Raw genomic sequence first — 17,857 nt, 5'->3', positions numbered from 1 at the left:
GACGCCGTTCCGGCCCGAAAAGGCTGAGCCGCATCTCACACGAAGGGCCTGGCCACCCGCATCATGTGCGAGTGGCCAGGCCATTTTCGTCAAACGCATTGACACGCCGGTGCGTCCGGATTCCGGTCATCGCTCTCCGGTACGTGTGTTAACGGTCCGTTTCGCGGGTGTCTGTCTGTGCTCACTTTGTCCGGATTTCGGTATCTGGGCCCTAGGTGATGTTGTCAAAACGAGACCACTTAAGTGTGGTTTACAGCCCGGACGTACTTAATAGTTGGCTCCATTGAGCTCGGGTCAATGGGTCACGCACTGTGGGGAGTGCCGACTCACGAGCACACTCGGGGTACCGGGGGATCAGCGCCGTCAGGGGTGTCGGCAGGTCTCGAAGTGCCCTTCTTGATGACAAGTGGACTCATGAGGAGGAAACCCATGCGCGGTGCCAAGAGCGCCAAGTGGGTAGCGGGCGCGATCATCGTCGCCCTGGCTGCGACCGCCTGTGGCGGCGGCAACGACGGCAAGGGCGACAGCGCCGGCGGCAAGGTCGACCCGAACGGCATCTTCTCCGTCGAGCTGGGTGAGCCGGAGAAGCCGCTGCTCACCGGCGACACGATGGAGTCGAACGGCTCCGCCGTCATGGCCGGCCTGTTCTCGACCCTGGTCGACTACAAGGCCGACGGCTCGCTCGAGATGATCAACGCCGAGTCGGTCACCAGCACCGACTCGAAGCTGTGGACCGTCAAGCTCAAGAAGGGCTGGACGTTCCACGACGGCACCCCGGTGACCGCCAAGTCCTACGTGGACGCGTGGAACTGGAACGCCAACATCGAGAACGCCCAGGGCCTCGCGTCCTGGTTCGCGGACATCAAGGGCTTCGAGAAGGTCCACCCCGAGGAGGAGGGCGCCAAGCCCACCGCCAAGACCCTCGAGGGCCTGAAGGTCGTCGACGAGAGCACCCTCACCATCGAGCTCTCGAAGGCCGTTCCGTACTTCGCGCACAAGCTCGCCTACATCGTCTTCGCGCCGCTGCCGGAGTCCTTCTACAAGGACCCCGCCGCCGGTGGCCAGAAGCCGGTCGGCAACGGTCCCTACAAGTTCAAGAGCTGGGACCACAAGAAGCAGATCGAGGTCGTCCGTTACGACGACTACAAGGGCCCGAACAAGGCGAAGAACGGTGGTGTGATCTTCAAGAACTACACCACCCTCGAGGCCGCGTACGAGGACCTGAAGTCGGGCAACGTCGACGTCCTGCGTCAGATCGCCCCGAAGGACCTCCCGGTCTACCGTCAGGACCTCGGCGACCGCGCCGTGGACCAGGCGTACTCCGCGATCCAGACCATCGCCGTCGCCTTCTACGCCGACCAGTGGAAGAAGCCGAAGACCGTCGACCCGCGCGTCGTCCAGGGTCTGTCGATGGCGATCGACCGCGCCACCATCACCAAGACGGTGCTCAACGGCACCCGCGAGCCCGCCACCGGCTGGGTCGCCAAGGGCGTCCTCGGCTACCAGCCGAACGCCGTCGAGGTCACCAAGTTCGACCCCGCCAAGGCCAAGGAGCTCATCAAGGCCGGCGGCGGCGTCCCGAACAACAAGATCTCGATCCAGTACAACGCCGACGGCGGCCACAAGGAGTGGGTGGAGGCTGTCTGCAACTCCATCACCCAGGCCACGTCCGTCGAGTGCGTCGGCGACGGCAAGCCGGACTTCCAGGCGGACCTGACGGCCCGCAAGGAGAAGCAGGTCAAGTCCCTGTACCGCTCCGGCTGGGTGCTCGACTACCCGGTGAACGCCAACTTCATCTCGGACCTGTTCCGCACCGGTGCGGGCGGCAACCAGGGTGACTTCTCCAACAAGGAGCTGGACGCGAAGATCGCGGCCGCCGACAGCGCGAAGACGCTCGAGGAGTCCGTCAAGGCGTACCAGGCCGTGGAGAAGGACCTGGTGAACTACATGCCGTCCATCCCGCTCTGGTACTACAAGGTCAACGCGGGCTACTCGGAGAACGTCTCCGGTGTGGCGTACGGCCAGGACGGCGACCCGATCCTGACCGGCGTCGAGGTCAAGCAGAAGTAATCACCCGAGCGTAGTCCGCATGCCGTCACGGGACTGACGGATCGTCAGTCCCGTGCACGGTGCCTTACGCAGCGGCTGGGGGGCCCTTCCGCGGCATCACGCTGTCCGAATCCGGGCAGCCATGTCGTGGGAGGGCCCGTCGGCTGCGGCCGTCACATCTCAACGGAGGCATGATGGGGCGCTATGTCGCACGACGACTGCTCCAGATGATCCCGGTCTTCTTCGGGACAACCCTGCTGATCTTCCTCATGGTCTACAGCCTGCCCGGCGATCCCGTGGCCGGACTGTTCGGGGACAAGGGGGCTTCCCCCTCGACCCTCGCGGAACTCAGACACAAGTACGGACTCGATCAGCACATCCTGAAGCAGTACTGGGACTACATCACCGGAATCGTGCTGCACTTCGATTTCGGTACGCAGTTCCGGAACGACCGTCCCGTGACCGAGGTCCTGGGCGACGCGTTCCCCGTCACCATCCAGCTGGCGGCCCTGGCCTTCGCGTTCGAGCTCGTCTTCGGCATCGGCCTCGGCATCATCGCCGGCCTCCGTGCCGGACGCCTCGCCGACAACGCGATCCTGATCTTCACCCTGCTGATCATCTCGATCCCGGTCTTCGTGCTCGGCTTCATCATCAAGATGGTGTTCGCCTTCCAGCTCGGCTGGATCCAGCCGAACGTGAGCAACGACCAGCTCCTCTCGGAGATGATCGCCCCGGCCATCGTCCTCGGTGGTCTGTCGCTTGCCTATGTGGCGCGGCTCACCCGTACCTCGATGGCCGAGAACCTGCGCGCCGACTACATGCGCACGGCCGTCGCCAAGGGTCTGCCGAAGCGCCGGATCATCGGCGTCCACCTCATGCGCAACTCGATGATCCCGGTGATCACCTTCCTCGGCACCGACATCGGCGCCCTCATGGGCGGCGCGGTCGTGACCGAGGGCCTCTTCAACGTCAAGGGCGTCGGTGGCCTGATCTACGAGTCGATCACCCGCCGCGAGGGCTCCACCCTGGTCGGTCTCGTCACCGTCCTGGTGGTCGTCTACCTCGTCACCAGCCTGCTCATCGACCTGCTGTACGCGGTCCTGGACCCGAGGATCCGGTATGCCTGACGTGACCAAGACCGCTGACGCGGCCGTCGTCGCCACCCCCTCGGTGGACGCTCCCGCGCCTCAGGCCAAGCCGGAGAAGCCCCGCTCGCTGTGGGGCGACGCCTGGCGCGACCTGCGCCGCAACCCGTACTTCATCGTGTCGTCGGTGCTCATCTTCTTCCTGCTGCTCATCGCGGCGTTCCCGGGGATGTTCACCAGCGCCTCGCCCACCGCGGGCGACCTGGTGAAGCACTACATAGGCAAGCCGGAGCTGAGCAAGATCGGCTCGGAGGGCTGGCTCGGCTACGACATCCAGGGCCGTTCCGTCTACGCCCGCCTGATCTACGGCACCCGTGCCTCGATCATCGTCGGCATCTGCGTCACCGCGATCGTCACCGTCCTCGGCGGCATCGTGGGCATGATCGCCGGCTACTTCGGCGGCTGGGTCGACGCGCTGCTCTCCCGGATCACCGACATCTTCTTCGGCATCCCGTTCCTGCTCGGCGCCATGGTCGTCCTCCAGGCCTTCACCGAGCGCACCGTCATGGTCGTCGTCTTCGCCCTCGCCTTCCTCGGCTGGACGCAGATGGCCCGCGTCATGCGCGGCGCCGTGATCACGGTCAAGCAGGCCGACTACGTGCACGCGGCCAAGGCGCTCGGCGCCGGCACCACGCGGATCCTGTTCCGGCACATCCTGCCGAACGCCATGGCTCCCGTGATCGTCGTCGCCACCATCGCGCTCGGCGGTTACATCTCCGCCGAGGCGACCCTGTCCTACCTCGGTCTGGGCTTCGCCGCCCCGACCGTCTCGTGGGGCCTCGACATCTCCGCCGGTGTTCAGGCGATCCGTACGTCGCAGCACATCCTGCTGTACCCGTCGATCATGCTGAGCCTCACCGTCCTGGCGTTCATCATGCTCGGCGAAGCCGTTCGCAACGCCCTCGACCCCAAGCTGCGCTGAGGAGGGCGTACATCGTGAGCACTATCGACAAGACCGCGAGCGTCCCGGCGCCGCGCGCGAGCGGCGAGCACAACGGACCGCTCCTCGAAGTCAAGGACCTGCACGTCGAGTTCCACACCCGTGACGGTGTGGCCAAGGCGGTCAACGGCGTCAACTACTCGGTCGACGCCGGCGAGACCCTCGCCGTCCTCGGCGAGTCCGGCTCCGGCAAGTCCGTCACCGCCCAGGCCATCATGGGCATCCTCGACATGCCGCCCGGCAAGATCCCGCAGGGCGAGATCCTGTTCCGCGGCGAGGACATGCTCAAGATGGCGGACGAGGACCGCCGGAAGATCCGCGGCCGCAAGATCGCGATGATCTTCCAGGACGCGCTCTCCTCGCTGAACCCGGTCCTGACCGTCGGCTACCAGCTCGGCGAGATGTTCCGCGTCCACCAGGGCATGTCCAAGAAGGACGCCCAGCGCAAGGCCATCGAGCTGATGGACAAGGTCAAGATCCCCGCCGCCAAGGCGCGGGTCTCCGACTACCCCCACCAGTTCTCCGGCGGCATGCGCCAGCGCATCATGATCGCCATGGCGCTCGCCCTGGAGCCCGACCTGATCATCGCCGACGAGCCGACCACGGCCCTCGACGTGACGGTCCAGGCCCAGGTCATGGACCTCCTCGCGGAGCTCCAGCGCGAGTACAACATGGGCCTGATCCTGATCACCCACGACCTCGGCGTCGTCGCCGACGTCGCGGACAAGATCGCCGTCATGTACGCCGGCCGGATCGTCGAGCAGGCGCCCGTGCACGAGCTGTACGCCCGCCCGGCCCACCCGTACACCCGGGGTCTGCTCGACTCGATCCCGCGCCTGGACCAGAAGGGCCAGGAGCTGTACGCGATCAAGGGTCTCCCGCCGAACCTGCTCAAGGTTCCGTCGGGCTGCGCCTTCAACCCGCGCTGCCCCAAGGCCACCGACCTCTGCCGTACGGAGATCCCGGCCCTGGTGCCGGTCACCGAGCAGGACGGCGCGGATCTGCCGGGCCGCAAGAGCGCCTGCCACTTCTGGAAGGAGACGATCCATGGCTGACCTCAGCAAGAACGACGAGGCCGTGGCCGCCGCTCTCGACGTCCCCGTCCAGCGCGGCGAGCCGATCCTCCAGGTGCGCAACCTGCAGAAGCACTTCCCGCTGACGCAGGGCATCCTCTTCAAGAAGCAGGTCGGCGCGGTCAAGGCCGTGGACGGGGTCTCCTTCGACCTCTACCAGGGCGAGACCCTCGGCATCGTGGGCGAGTCCGGCTGTGGCAAGTCCACGGTCGCCAAGCTCCTGATGAACCTGGAGCGGGCCACCGCGGGCGAGGTCTTCTACAAGGGCCAGGACATCACCAAGCTGTCCGGCCGCGCGCTGAAGGCCGTCCGCCGGAACATCCAGATGGTGTTCCAGGACCCGTACACCTCGCTGAACCCGCGCATGACGGTCGGCGACATCATCGGCGAGACCTTCGACATCCACCCCGAGGTGGCCCCGAAGGGCGAGCGGCGCCGCAAGGTGCAGGAGCTCCTCGACGTCGTCGGTCTGAACCCGGAGTACATCAACCGGTACCCGCACCAGTTCTCCGGCGGCCAGCGCCAGCGCATCGGCATCGCCCGCGGCCTCGCGCTCAACCCGGAGATCATCATCTGCGACGAGCCGGTCTCGGCCCTGGACGTCTCCGTCCAGGCGCAGGTGATCAACCTGATGGAGAAGCTCCAGGACGAGTTCAACCTGTCCTACATCTTCATCGCGCACGACCTGTCGATCGTCCGGCACATCTCGGACCGCGTGGGCGTCATGTACCTCGGCAAGCTCGCCGAGATCGGTACGGACTCGGAGATCTACGACCACCCCACGCACCCGTACACCCAGGCGCTGCTCTCCGCGGTGCCGGTGCCGGACCCGCAGGCGCGGGCCAACCGCGACCGGATCATCCTCACGGGCGACGTGCCCTCGCCGGCGAACCCGCCGTCGGGCTGCCGCTTCCGGACCCGGTGCTGGAAGGCCCAGGAGAAGTGCTCCACGGAGATGCCGGTCCTGGCGATCCCGGAGCGCTTCCGCGGCCAGGACACCCTGGCGGCCCACGAGTCGGCGTGCCACTTCGCCGAGGAGCGGGACGTCGTCCACGCGAGCTGACCGACCGTGACGGCTTGACGGACCAGGGCCCCTCGCACCCCCGCCGGGTGCGAGGGGCCCTTTCCGTGCCGCCGGGACCCCTCCCGTACTCCCTTGGACGCCGTAAAAGTGCACCCCCGTCAATATCGGGTGATATTGGGCCCTAAGTCACGCTTAGGACAATCGGGAGGCACTCCATGCGCGGAGCCACGCACGCCAAGTGGGCCGCACTGGCCACCGCCGTCGCCCTCGCGGCGACCGCCTGCGGCGGCGGTGACGACAGCGGCGGCGGCGGGGGGGCCGACGGCATCGTGAGCTCTTCCTGGGGCGATCCGCAGAACCCGCTGGAACCGGCGAACACCAACGAGGTGCAGGGCGGCAAGGTCCTGTCGATGATCTTCCGCGGTCTCAAGGAGTACGACCCGAAGACCGGCGAGGCCAAGGACATGCTCGCCGAGAAGATCGAGACCACCGACTCGATCAACTTCACCGTCACCGTCAAGGACGGCTGGACCTTCTCCAACGGCGAGAAGGTGACCGCCCAGTCCTTCGTCGACGCCTGGAACTACGGCGCCGCCCTGAAGAACAACCAGAAGAACGCCTATTTCTTCGGCTACATCGAGGGCTACGACAAGGTCCACCCCGAGAAGGGCGAGGCCACCGCCGACACCCTGTCCGGCCTCAAGGTCACCGGTCCGCAGACCTTCACGGTGAAGCTCACCCAGAAGTTCTCGACCTTCCCCGACACCCTCGGCTACGCGGCCTACGCCCCGCTGCCGAAGGCGTTCTTCGACGACCACGCCGGCTGGCTGGCGAAGCCCGTCGGCAACGGTCCGTACGTCATCGACTCGTACTCCAAGGGCTCCCAGATGGAGCTCAAGCGCTGGGACGACTACCCCGGCGACGACAAGGCCCAGAACGGCGGCATCACCCTCAAGGTCTACACGGACAACAACACCGCGTACACCGACCTGATCGCCGGCAACCTCGACCTCGTCGACGACGTCCCGGCCGCCCAGCTCAAGAACGTCTCCGCCGACCTCGGCGACCGCTACATCAACACCCCGGCCGGCATCATCCAGACCCTCTCCTTCCCCTTCTACGACCCCGCGTGGAACAAGCCCGGCCAGGAGAAGCTCCGCCAGGGCCTGTCGATGGCGATCGACCGCGACCAGATCACCCAGACGATCTTCCAGAAGACCCGCACCCCGGCCGTCGACTGGACCTCCCCGGTCCTCGGCGAGGAGGGCGGCTTCAAGGACATCTGCGGCGACTTCTGCAAGTACGACGCCGCGGAGGCGAAGAAGCTCGTCGCCGAGGGCGGCGGCATCCCCGGCGGCACGATGAAGATCTCGTACAACGCCGACACCGGCTCCCACAAGGAGTGGGTGGACGCCGTCTGCAACTCCATCAACCGGGCCCTCGGCAACAACACGGCCTGCGTCGGCAACCCCATCGGCACCTTCGCCGACTTCCGCAACCAGGTCACCACCCAGAAGTTCGACGGACCGTTCCGGGCCGGCTGGCAGATGGACTACCCGCTGATCCAGAACTTCCTCCAGCCGCTGTACTACACCAACGCCTCGTCCAACGACGGCAAGTACAGCAGCGAGGAGTTCGACAAGCTGGTGGACCAGGCCAACGCCGAGTCCGACATCCCGAAGGCCGTCGGACTCTTCCAGCAGGCGGAGGAGGTCCTCCGCGACGACATGGGCGCCATCCCGCTCTGGTACCAGAACGGCAGCGCCGGCTACTCCGAGCGGGTCGGCAACGTCACCCTGAACCCCTTCAGCGTCCCGGTCTACAACCAGATCACGGTCAAGTGACCTAGCAGGCCGTAGCAGATCGGCGTCGTACGGCCCGGCCCGCGGACCTCCCCCGCGCCGGGCCGTATGCCTTCCCCCGCTCTTTCCCGGAGCCAACCCCCGGAGCCTCCCATGGGTCGATACGTGATCCGGCGGCTGCTGCAGATGATCCCGGTCTTCTTCGGCGCCACGCTGTTGATCTTCCTGATGGTGAACGTGATGGGCGATCCCATCGCCGGACTGTGCGGCGACCGCGCCTGCGACCCGGCGACCGCCGCCCAGCTGAGGAAGGAGTTCGGCCTCGACAAACCGGTCTGGCAGCAATACCTGACCTACATGGGCAACGTCTTCACCGGCGACTTCGGCACCGCCTTCAACGGCCAGCCCGTCACCGAACTGATGGCCAACGCCTTCCCGGTCACCATCCGGCTCACCATCGTCGCCATCCTCTTCGAGATCGTCATCGGCATCAGCCTCGGCGTCCTCACCGGCCTCAAGCGCGGCCGCCCCGTCGACACCACCGTCCTGCTGCTGACCCTGGTCGTCCTCTCCGTCCCCACCTTCGTCACCGCCCTCCTCGCCCAGCTGCTGCTCGGCGTGAAGTGGGGCTGGATCAACCCGGCCGTCTCGCCCGAGGCCAACTTCGACGAGCTCATCGTCCCCGGCCTCGTCCTCGCCTCCGTCTCCCTCGCGTACGTCACCCGGCTCACCCGCACCTCGATCGCCGAGAACAAGCGCGCCGACTACGTCCGCACCGCCGTCGCCAAGGGACTCCCGCGCCGCCGGGTGATCAGCCGCCACCTGCTGCGCAACAGCCTCATCCCGGTGGTGACCTTCATCGGCGCCGACATCGGCGCGCTCATGGGCGGCGCCATCGTGACCGAACGGATCTTCAACATCCACGGCGTGGGCTACCAGCTCTACCAGGGCATCGTCCGGCAGAACACCCAGACCGTGGTCGGCTTCGTGACGATCCTCGTCCTGATCTTCCTGCTGGCCAACCTCCTGGTGGACCTCCTGTACGCCGTCCTTGACCCGAGGATTCGCTATGCCTGAGCCGCTTGAGCCCGTCGAAGAAGGCCGCGCCATCGCCGCGACCGGTGCCGGGGGAGCGACCGACCTTGCCATGGAGGAGGGCGAGACCCTGGAGAAGACACCGGGCGGCCCGAAGGGCACCGGCCCCGAGAGCAAGGCCCGGTCCCTGTGGTCCGACGCCTGGCACGACCTGCGCCGCAACCCGATCTTCATCATCTCCGGGCTGATCATCGTCTTCCTGGTGATCATCGCCATCTGGCCGTCCCTGATCGCCTCCGGCGACCCCCTCGACTGCGACCTCTCCAAGGCGCAGGAGGGCTCCCAGCCGGGCCATCCCTTCGGCTTCAACGGACAGGGCTGCGACGTCTACACCCGTACCGTCTACGGCGCCAGGGCCTCCATCCAGGTCGGCGTCTTCGCCACCCTCGGCGTGACGCTCCTCGGCTCCGTCCTCGGCGGCCTCGCCGGCTTCTTCGGCGGCGCCTGGGACGGCCTCCTCTCCCGCATCACCGACATCTTCTTCGCCATCCCCGTCATCCTCGGCGGCCTCGTCCTCCTCTCCGTCGTCAGCAACAACACCGTCTGGCCCGTCATCGGCTTCATGGTGCTGCTCGGCTGGCCGCAGATCTCGCGCATCGCCCGAGGCTCGGTGATCACCGCGAAACAGAACGACTACGTGCAGGCCGCCCGCGCGCTCGGCGCCTCCAACTCCCGGATGCTGCTCCGGCACATCACGCCCAACGCCGTCGCGCCGGTCATCGTCGTCGCCACCATCGCGCTGGGCACCTACATCGCCCTGGAGGCGACGCTCTCCTTCCTCGGCGTCGGCCTGAAGCCGCCCACCGTCTCCTGGGGCATCGACATCTCCTCGGCCTCGCCGTACGTCCGCAACGCCCCGCACATGCTGCTCTGGCCCTCCGGCGCGCTCGCGATCACCGTGCTCGCCTTCATCATGCTCGGCGACGCCGTCCGCGACGCCCTCGACCCGAAGCTGAGGTAGGGACCCATGCTGCTCGAAGTGCGCGACTTGCACGTGGAGTTCCACACCCGGGACGGGGTGGCCAAGGCGGTCAACGGCGTGAACTACTCGGTCGACTCGGGGGAGACCCTCGCCGTCCTCGGCGAGTCCGGCTCCGGCAAGTCCGTCACCGCCCAGGCCATCATGGGCATCCTCGACATGCCCCCCGGGAAGATCAGCGGCGGAGAGATCCTCTTCCAGGGCCAGGACCTGCTGAAGCTCAAGGAGGAGGAGCGCAGGAAGGTCCGCGGCGCCAAGATGGCGATGATCTTCCAGGACGCGCTCTCCTCGCTCAACCCCGTCCTCAGCGTCGGCGAACAGCTCGGCGAGATGTTCGTCGTCCACAAGGGGATGAGCAAGAAGGACGCCCGCGCCCAGGCGGTCGAGCTGATGGACCGGGTCCGCATCCCGGCCGCCAAGGAACGCGTCGGCCAGTACCCCCACCAGTTCTCCGGCGGCATGCGCCAGCGGATCATGATCGCCATGGCGCTCGCCCTGGAACCCGAGCTGATCATCGCCGACGAGCCCACCACCGCCCTGGACGTCACCGTCCAGGCCCAGGTCATGGACCTGCTCGCCGAGCTCCAGCGCGAGTACAACATGGGCCTCATCCTCATCACCCACGACCTCGGCGTGGTCGCCGACGTCGCCGACAACATCGCCGTCATGTACGCCGGCCGGATCGTGGAGAAGGCCCCCGTCCACGAGATCTACAAGGCGCCCGCCCACCCCTACACCCGCGGCCTGCTCGACTCCATCCCGCGCCTGGACCAGAAGGGCCAGGAGCTGTACGCGATCAAGGGACTGCCGCCCAACCTGCTCGCCATCCCGCCGGGCTGCGCCTTCAACCCGCGCTGCCCGATGGCCCAGGACGTCTGCCGCACCGACGTGCCCCCGCTGTACGAGGTCACCGAGTCGCCCGCCCCGCGCTCCAGCGCCTGCCACTTCTGGAAGGAGTGCCTCCATGGCTGAGGCGATTCTCGAGGTCCGGGACCTGCACAAGCACTACCCGCTGACCCAGGGCATCCTCTTCAGGAAGCAGGTCGGCGCGGTCAAGGCCGTCGACGGCGTCGACTTCGACCTGGTCGCCGGCGAGACCCTCGGCATCGTCGGCGAGTCCGGCTGCGGCAAGTCGACCGTCGCGAAGATGCTGGTCAACCTGGAGAAGCCGACCTCCGGCACGATCAGGTACAAGGGCGAGGACCTCACCAAACTGTCCCCGCGCGCCCTCAAGGCCGTCCGCCGCAACATCCAGATGGTCTTCCAGGACCCGTACACCTCGCTCAACCCCCGGATGACGGTCGGCGACATCATCGGGGAGCCGTACGAGATCCACCCCGAGGTCGCGCCGAAGGGGGACCGGCGCCGCAAGGTGCAGGACCTCCTCGACGTCGTCGGCCTCAACCCCGAGTACATCAACCGCTATCCGCACCAGTTCTCCGGCGGCCAGCGCCAGCGCATCGGCATCGCCCGCGGCCTCGCGCTCCAGCCGGAGGTCATCGTCGCCGACGAGCCGGTCTCCGCCCTCGACGTCTCCGTCCAGGCGCAGGTCGTCAACCTGCTCGACCGCCTCCAGTCCGAGTTCTCCCTGTCGTACGTCTTCATCGCCCACGACCTGTCGATCGTGCGGCACATCTCGGACCGCGTCGGCGTCATGTACCTCGGCCGGATCGTGGAGATCGGCACCGACGTCCAGATCTACGACCACCCCACCCACCCCTACACCCAGGCGCTGCTCTCCGCCGTGCCCGTCCCGGACCCCGAGGCCCGCGCCCACCGCGAGCGGATCATCCTCACCGGCGACGTGCCCTCCCCGGCCAACGTGCCCTCCGGCTGCCGCTTCCGCACCCGCTGCTGGAAGGCACGCGAGCGGTGCGAGCTGGAGGTGCCGCTGCTCGCCGTGCCGGCCGTCTACCGCCTCGCCGACACCCCGGCCAGGCACGACTCCGCCTGTCACTTCGCCGAGGAGAAGCAGGTCGTCCCGCCGGAGGAGTCGCTCGCCCACCCGGACCCCCTGGCGGACGGCCCGGCCCCGGTGGAGGCGGCCCGGGAAGCGGCGGAGGGGCCCCCGGAGGAGCCGGGACCGGACGCCGCCCCTCCCGACGAGCCGGGACCGGACGCCGCCCCTCCCGAGGAGCCGGGCGGCCCGAAGACGCTGTAACGCACCGGCAACCCCCGGGAAGCGGCTCCGATATACGGATACCGGATCCTGCTGATCGTGCGCCGTGCGGGTGCCGTCGACCGGCGGGGGCTCCCCGAGCCCCCGCCGGCCGCTACTCCGTCACCTCGGCCCCGGCCGTTGCGCGAAACCGCTTGTTCCGGCCGTCCCTGACCGTGAGTATCGGCCTCGTGACTGTGACACGACCGGCACGTCTCACCGGCGCCGCGCTCGCCGGCGCGCTCGCCCTCGTCCCCTTCGTCTGGATCCTCCGCGACCTCGCCGCGCTCGGCTCGCCCGAGGACCTGTTCTGGTACTGGGCGGGCGACCGTTTCCGGCTCTCCCGCGCCCGGGCCGCCACCACCCTGCTCGACCCGGTCCTCTGCGTGGCCGCCGCCGGCACCGCCCTCGCGGCCCTCCGCTCCCGGCACGCCGCCGCCGCGCTCGCCGCCACCGGCGCCGTCACCCTCGCCGTACGCCTCCCCGGCCTCTGGACCCACGGCACCGGTCCGCTCGTCACCGCCCTCGCCGAACTCGCCCTCGGCACCGGGCTCCTCGTCACCGCCCTGGCCGGCCGCCGGCCCCCGGCGGGCCCGGACGAGCCGGTGCCCGCCCCGACGCGCCCCGGACCGGCCGCCGCCCCCGGCCTCCTGCTCGCCTGCGCCGCCCTCGCCCTGGTCGCCTGGGAGGTCGGCCGGGCCGTCCGGCTCGACCCCCGCTTCGCCGTCGACCGCTTCACCGGCGGCCGGTCCGTCCTCGGCGCCGCGCTCGGCGTGCCGCCCGGCTGGCTCGCGCTCGTCCTCGTCGCCCTCTACCTGACCGCCGCCGTCTCCGCCTTCGTCGGCGCCCGCCACACCCGCCCCCTCGGCCTCCTCGCCGGCGGCTTCCTCCTCGCCGTCGGCCTCGCCGAGGCGGCCCGGGTGGCCCGCCTCCACCTCCACTACGACGTGCGGTACGTCATGGCCCCCGAACTCGACCTCCCCGGCCTCGCCACCGCGCTCTACGGCGTGCTCGCCGTGGCCGCCGGCCTCGCGCGGCTCGCCCGGCGCGGCGCCCCCGAGGCCGCGCCCGTCCCGCGCCTCCGGGCGGCGACCCGGCCGCCGCCCTACCCGCGCCCGCCCGGCTGGTGACCCGGGAAGCCGCCCAGCGACCGCTTGAGGAAGTCGACCTGGAGCAGCAGCAGGTTCTCCGCCACCTGCTCCTGCGGGGTCATGTGGGTCACCCCCGACAGCGGCAGCACCTCGTGCGGCCGGCCCGCCGCCAGCAGCGCCGACGACAGCCGCAGCGCGTGCGCCACCACCACGTTGTCGTCCGCCAGGCCGTGCACGATCATCATCGGCCGGGCCGGCTCCCCGGGCTCCGCGAGCCCGTCGTCGGTGAGCAGCGACTGCGCCGCGTACACCTCCGGATCCGCCTCCGGGGTGCCCAGGTACCGCTCGGTGTAGTGGGTGTCGTAGAGCCGCCAGTCCGTCACCGGCGCGCCCACCACCGCCGCGTGGAAGACGTCGGGCCGCCGCAGCACCGCGAGCCCCGCCAGATAGCCGCCGAACGACCAGCCCCGCACCGCCACCCGCTCCAGGTCCAGCGGGAACCGCTCCGCCAGCGCCCGCACCGCCGCCACCTGGTCCTCCAGCGTCACCGAGAAGTCCCGCAGCACCGCCTTCTCCCAGGCCGGCGAGCGCCACGGGGTGCCCCGCCCGTCCGCCACCACGACCGCGAAGCCCTGCTCGGCGAACCACTGCGAGGTCAGGTGCGCGTTGTGCGCGGCCACCGCCCGGGGCCCGTGCGGGCCGCCGTACGGATCCATCAGCACCGGCAGCGGCCCCTGCCCCTCCTCGTACCAGGACGGCAGCAGCACCGCGCAGGGGATCCGCCGCTCACCGGCCTCGGTGAGGACCGGCCGGGCCCGCAGCGGCGGTTCGGCCCCGGACGAGCCGACCACCGCCACCGGCTTCCCGTCGCGCAGCACCCGCGCCACCGCGCCCGGCGCGTCCGGGCGCGAGGACACCAGCACGGTCACCGCGCCGGAGCGCACCGCCCCGTGCCAGCCCACGCCCTCCGAGACCCGCTCCGCACCCGTCGCCGACACCCGGTACACATGGGTCTCGCCGGTCTCCGGGGCCGCGGCCGCCGCGCCCGCCGACGCCGACACCAGCACGTCGTCCGGGCCCACGTCGAGCACCGCCCGCACGTGCAGCGCCGCGTCGGTCAGCCGGTCCTCGCCGACGGACAGCGCCCGCGCCCCGCTCTCGTCGCCGACCCGCACCAGCCGTCCGTCCGGCGACCAGCACGGCACCCCCGGCAGCAGCTCCAGCCAGGCCGGGTCCGTGTCCTCCCGCACGGTCGCCGTGGTGCCGGCCGCCGGGTCCACCGCGAGCACCCGCTGGCTCCGCTGGTCGCGTGCCTGCACCAGCAGGAGCGGCGCGCCCGCCGACGACCAGTGCACGCGCGCGAGGTAGGGGAAGCGCTCCCGGTCCCAGACCACCTCCGTGCGGGACCCGTCGAGGCCGTAGCGGAAGAGCCGCACCTCCGCGTTGGGCGTCCCCGCCGCCGGGTAGCCCACCTTCTGCGGCTCCCGGTCCGGGTGCGCCGGGTCCGCGATGTACCACCGGCGCACCGCGCGGTCGTCCGCCCGGGCCACCAGGAGTCCGTCCGAGTCCGGTGACCACCAGAATCCGCGGTCCCGTCCCATCTCCTCCGATGCGATGAATTCGGCCAATCCGTAGGTGGTGCCCGCGTCCTCCGGAACCGCCAGTTCCATGTCTCCGGAGCCGTCCGTTCCGATCACCCGGAGCGCGCCGCCCGACACGTACGCCACCCGGCGCCCGTCCGGCGAGGGGCGCGGGTCGAGCACCGGGCCCGGCACCGGCAGCTCCCGCGCCGTCCCGGACCGCAGTTCCGCCGTGAACAACCGCCCGGACAGGGCGAACGCCGCGATCTCGGCCGCCGCGTCCACCGCGTAGCCGACGATCCCCGCCGACCCCTCCCGGCTGCGCTCGCGCCGGGCCCGCTCCTCGGCGGACAGCTCCTCCTCGGCCCCCGCGAGCAGCGCGGACGGCTCCGCGACGACCCGCTCCGCCGCCTCCCCGCCGTCCGCCGGCAGGTCGAGCACCCACAGCTTGTGCGTCCGGTCCGTGCCCGAGCCGGAGCGGACGAAGACGACCCGCTCCCCGTCCGGGGAGACCGTGAAGCCGCGCGGCACCCCCAGGCCGAACCGCTGGGTCCGGGCGTGCAGGCGCGGGAAGGAAAGCCCCACGGATGGGGCGGAAGCGTGCTGCTGAGACTTGGTCATACGGCCGAAAGTAGCGTTGTACGCCCCCTTCGTGCGCCCGTACGCCGATCAATGCGAGGCCACGGATAGTTATGATCCGTAGCGCTTGGTGGGTGCCCCTCCGTGGGTATGCACCCGGGAGGGGTCGTCGGGCACATGCCCGAGGACCGCACTGCCGGACCCATAGCTCGACCAACCGTTCGACCTCGTGACCGAACCATCCGACCGAAGGTGGAGGTGAACCGCCGTGGCACTCTCGCTCTCGATCTCGGTGGTGGTGCTGCTGGCGATCGTCGTCTTCCTGCTGATCCGGAAATCCGGACTCAAAGCCGGTCACGCGGTGATCTGCGCGCTCCTGGGGTTCTACCTCGCGAGCTCCTCGCTCTCCGACTCCATCACCACCCTCACCACCAACGTGGCGAGCATGATCGCCGGGCTCAAGTTCTGACCCGGGCGGTCGAGGGCGGCCCCGCCTCGTAGGGTGGGGCCATGACCGATCTCCCCGCCCGTCGTCTGCTCCTCGTGCACGCGCACCCCGACGACGAGTCGATCAACAACGGCGCCACCATGGCCAGGTACGCGGCCGAAGGCGCCCTTGTCACCCTGGTCACCTGCACCCTGGGCGAGGAGGGCGAGGTCATCCCGCCCGGACTCGCCCACCTGGCCCCCGACCGCGAGGACCGCCTCGGCCCGCACCGCGTCGGCGAACTCGCCGCCGCGATGGCCGCCCTCGGCGTCACGGACCACCGCTTCCTCGGCGGCGAGGGCCGCTTCCGCGACTCCGGCATGATGGGCGTCGCCCAGAACGAGCGCGCGAACGCCTTCTGGAACACCGACGTGGACACCGCCGCCGCCGGCCTCGTCGAGGTGATCCGCGAGACCCGCCCGCAGGTCCTCGTCACCTACGACCCGGACGGCGGCTACGGCCACCCGGACCACATCCAGGCCCACCGCGTCGCCATGCGCGCCGCCGACCTCGCCGCCGACCCCGGCCACCGCCCCGACCTCGGCCCCGCCCACACGATCGACAAGATCTACTGGAACCGGGTGCCCCGCCCCGTCGCCGAGGCCGGCTTCGCCCGCCTGGCCGCCGAGGGCTCCGCCTTCCCGAAGGACGCCGTCATCGAGGACGTGCCCGGCGTCGTCGACGAGGAGCGCGTCACCGCCGAGATCGACGGCGGGGACCTCGCCGAGGAGACCTCGTACGCGGCCCGCAAGAGCGCCGCCATGGCCGCCCACGCCACCCAGGTCGCCGTCGACGGCCCCTGGTTCGCCCTCTCCAACGACCTCGGCCAGCCCCTCTTCACCACCGAGTACTACGAACTCGTCCGCGGCACCTCCGGCGCCCCGGCCGGCGAGCGCGAGACCGACCTCTTCGCGGGCCTCGCGACGGACACCGAGGGGACCGGCCGATGACCGCCCCCGCCGCCCGCTACGCCGCCTACGCCGGCCTCCTCGTCCTCGGCGCCGTCGTCGGCACCGCGGGCGCCCTCGTCCAGGCCGCCTGGTTCCCCCTCGGGCTGCTCCTCGCCCTCCTCGCCACCGCCGCCCTCTTCTACGGCGGCATGCGCGCCACCGGCAACCAGGTCGGCCTCGCCGCCGCGGGCGGCGGCTGGCTCCTCGCCGTCATCCTGCTCAGCCTCGGCCGCCCCGAGGGCGACGGGCTGTTCGGCGGCGGCCTCGGTGAGCTGCTCTTCCTCTTCGGGGGCATGGGGGCCGCTGTGATCTGCGCCACCGTCAGCAGGCTGCCGCAGAACACCCCGTAGCAGGTGGCCCGCACCACCCGTGAGCAGCCGGACTTCGCACCGAGCGGATAACCTGCGGCGCCGGACAGTATGGTGGTGCGCGCCGCCGAACCGCCCGGGACAGAACGAGCATCAGCAAGAGCGGGCGGCGGAGCCAACCGGGAGATCCTGCTTTGAGTCGTGAAACTGGTCGAGAGACCGACAGTTCGTCCTCCGGCGCCCAGGGGCGCGGCGGGGCCGCCTACCCGTCGGGAACCCAGCCTTACGGATCCCGCCAGTATCCGTCGCTCCACCCGACGCAGGACGCGCCGGAGGACCCCTCCGCCGCGCCCGCGCCGCCGGAGGAGCCGAAGACCGAGACCACCCTGACGACCCGGATCCGCATCAACATTCCGGGTTCGCGGCCGATCCCGCCCGTCGTGGTCCGCACGCCCGTCGCGGACGCGGACGCCGTCGCCGTCCCGGCCGAGCCGGAGCGGCCCGCCCCCGCCCCGGTGCCGGAGCCGGAGCCGGAGCCCGCGCCGGTCCGCCCCGAGCCGCCGCAGGCCGCCGCCGAGGCCCCCAAGGCCAAGGAGA

At 70.0% G+C, this 17,857-nt stretch carries 15 protein-coding genes and 1 pseudogene; 15 read left to right on the top strand and 1 reads right to left on the bottom strand.

Annotation, left to right across the window (positions count from 1 at the left end; genetic code table 11):
- Window positions 1-429 precede the first annotated feature (429 nt).
- The 11 genes from IE321_RS25260 to IE321_RS25210 all read left to right on the top strand — a co-directional run bounded on the left by IE321_RS25260 (window position 430) and on the right by IE321_RS25210 (window position 13,395).
- Window positions 430-2,070, top strand: a complete 1,641-nt coding sequence (locus tag IE321_RS25260; protein ID WP_190224638.1) for a peptide ABC transporter substrate-binding protein — start codon at window positions 430-432, stop codon at window positions 2,068-2,070.
- 173 nt (window positions 2,071-2,243) lie between these two features.
- The gene (locus tag IE321_RS25255) at window positions 2,244-3,176 is read left to right on the top strand and encodes an ABC transporter permease (protein WP_043228435.1); all 933 of its coding nucleotides are present in this window, start codon (window positions 2,244-2,246) and stop codon (window positions 3,174-3,176) included.
- Complete coding sequence (locus IE321_RS25250; protein ID WP_190224637.1) at window positions 3,169-4,116, top strand: ABC transporter permease; 948 nt, start codon at window positions 3,169-3,171, stop codon at window positions 4,114-4,116. The genes IE321_RS25255 and IE321_RS25250 overlap by 8 nt, the downstream gene beginning before the upstream one ends.
- A 14-nt stretch (window positions 4,117-4,130) precedes the next feature.
- A complete protein-coding gene (locus IE321_RS25245; RefSeq protein ID WP_043228437.1) occupies window positions 4,131-5,189 on the top strand; it encodes an ABC transporter ATP-binding protein in 1,059 nt (352 codons plus the stop codon).
- Entirely contained in the window at window positions 5,182-6,270 is a 1,089-nt protein-coding gene (locus IE321_RS25240; RefSeq protein WP_190224636.1) for an ABC transporter ATP-binding protein, read from the top strand. The genes IE321_RS25245 and IE321_RS25240 overlap by 8 nt, the downstream gene beginning before the upstream one ends.
- 176 nt (window positions 6,271-6,446) lie before the next feature.
- Window positions 6,447-8,075 carry a peptide ABC transporter substrate-binding protein gene (locus tag IE321_RS25235; protein WP_190224635.1) on the top strand — a complete coding sequence of 543 codons (1,629 nt, stop codon included), beginning with the start codon at window positions 6,447-6,449 and terminating at the stop codon, window positions 8,073-8,075.
- 111 nt (window positions 8,076-8,186) lie between these two features.
- Complete coding sequence (locus IE321_RS25230; protein WP_190224634.1) at window positions 8,187-9,110, top strand: ABC transporter permease; 924 nt, start codon at window positions 8,187-8,189, stop codon at window positions 9,108-9,110.
- Complete coding sequence (locus tag IE321_RS25225) at window positions 9,103-10,089, top strand: ABC transporter permease (protein ID WP_190224633.1); 987 nt, start codon at window positions 9,103-9,105, stop codon at window positions 10,087-10,089. Before IE321_RS25230 ends, IE321_RS25225 begins: the two co-directional genes overlap by 8 nt.
- Window positions 10,090-10,095: 6 nt before the next feature.
- Window positions 10,096-11,079, top strand: coding sequence for an ABC transporter ATP-binding protein (locus IE321_RS25220; RefSeq protein ID WP_043228445.1), 984 nt, complete (start codon window positions 10,096-10,098; stop codon window positions 11,077-11,079).
- Window positions 11,072-12,268: a dipeptide ABC transporter ATP-binding protein gene (locus IE321_RS25215; protein ID WP_226651336.1), complete on the top strand. Its 1,197-nt coding sequence runs from the start codon at window positions 11,072-11,074 to the stop codon at window positions 12,266-12,268. The genes IE321_RS25220 and IE321_RS25215 overlap by 8 nt, the downstream gene beginning before the upstream one ends.
- A gap of 188 nt (window positions 12,269-12,456) precedes the next feature.
- Complete coding sequence (locus tag IE321_RS25210) at window positions 12,457-13,395, top strand: hypothetical protein (protein WP_190224632.1); 939 nt, start codon at window positions 12,457-12,459, stop codon at window positions 13,393-13,395.
- On the opposite strand, the gene IE321_RS25205 is transcribed toward IE321_RS25210, so the two are convergent.
- Window positions 13,371-15,557, bottom strand: a complete 2,187-nt coding sequence (locus IE321_RS25205) for a S9 family peptidase (RefSeq protein WP_190224631.1) — start codon at window positions 15,555-15,557, stop codon at window positions 13,371-13,373. The two genes, IE321_RS25210 and IE321_RS25205, sit on opposite strands and share 25 nt — an antisense overlap.
- A 226-nt stretch (window positions 15,558-15,783) precedes the next feature.
- Here IE321_RS25205 and IE321_RS25200 point away from each other — a divergent pair, with 226 nt between their 5' ends.
- The 4 genes and pseudogenes from IE321_RS25200 to IE321_RS25185 form a co-directional block, all read left to right on the top strand.
- A complete protein-coding gene (locus tag IE321_RS25200; RefSeq protein WP_043228449.1) occupies window positions 15,784-15,984 on the top strand; it encodes a hypothetical protein in 201 nt (66 codons plus the stop codon).
- Between the two features lie 41 nt (window positions 15,985-16,025).
- Entirely contained in the window at window positions 16,026-16,952 is a 927-nt protein-coding gene (mshB, locus tag IE321_RS25195) for an N-acetyl-1-D-myo-inositol-2-amino-2-deoxy-alpha-D-glucopyranoside deacetylase (protein WP_190224630.1), read from the top strand.
- Window positions 16,949-17,302, top strand: coding sequence for a DUF6113 family protein (locus IE321_RS25190; RefSeq protein ID WP_043228453.1), 354 nt, complete (start codon window positions 16,949-16,951; stop codon window positions 17,300-17,302). Before mshB ends, IE321_RS25190 begins: the two co-directional genes overlap by 4 nt.
- Before the next feature lie 152 nt (window positions 17,303-17,454).
- Window positions 17,455-17,857 (top strand): annotated as a pseudogene (locus tag IE321_RS25185) (hypothetical protein); the annotation flags it as partial.

The sequence above is a fragment of the Streptomyces hydrogenans genome, from assembly GCF_014656075.1.
Classification (GTDB): domain Bacteria; phylum Actinomycetota; class Actinomycetes; order Streptomycetales; family Streptomycetaceae; genus Streptomyces; species Streptomyces hydrogenans.
This window is presented reverse-complemented; position numbering and strand designations above follow the sequence as displayed.

Coding starts and splice junctions, on each gene's coding strand:
- IE321_RS25260 (WP_190224638.1), top strand. CDS start 430: ATGCGCGGTGCCAAGAGCGCCAAGTGGGTAGCGGGCGCGATCATCGTC.
- IE321_RS25255 (WP_043228435.1), top strand. CDS start 2,244: ATGGGGCGCTATGTCGCACGACGACTGCTCCAGATGATCCCGGTCTTC.
- IE321_RS25250 (WP_190224637.1), top strand. CDS start 3,169: ATGCCTGACGTGACCAAGACCGCTGACGCGGCCGTCGTCGCCACCCCC.
- IE321_RS25240 (WP_190224636.1), top strand. CDS start 5,182: ATGGCTGACCTCAGCAAGAACGACGAGGCCGTGGCCGCCGCTCTCGAC.
- IE321_RS25235 (WP_190224635.1), top strand. CDS start 6,447: ATGCGCGGAGCCACGCACGCCAAGTGGGCCGCACTGGCCACCGCCGTC.
- IE321_RS25230 (WP_190224634.1), top strand. CDS start 8,187: ATGGGTCGATACGTGATCCGGCGGCTGCTGCAGATGATCCCGGTCTTC.
- IE321_RS25225 (WP_190224633.1), top strand. CDS start 9,103: ATGCCTGAGCCGCTTGAGCCCGTCGAAGAAGGCCGCGCCATCGCCGCG.
- IE321_RS25220 (WP_043228445.1), top strand. CDS start 10,096: ATGCTGCTCGAAGTGCGCGACTTGCACGTGGAGTTCCACACCCGGGAC.
- IE321_RS25215 (WP_226651336.1), top strand. CDS start 11,072: ATGGCTGAGGCGATTCTCGAGGTCCGGGACCTGCACAAGCACTACCCG.
- IE321_RS25205 (WP_190224631.1), bottom strand. CDS start 15,557: ATGACCAAGTCTCAGCAGCACGCTTCCGCCCCATCCGTGGGGCTTTCC.
- mshB (WP_190224630.1), top strand. CDS start 16,026: ATGACCGATCTCCCCGCCCGTCGTCTGCTCCTCGTGCACGCGCACCCC.
- IE321_RS25190 (WP_043228453.1), top strand. CDS start 16,949: ATGACCGCCCCCGCCGCCCGCTACGCCGCCTACGCCGGCCTCCTCGTC.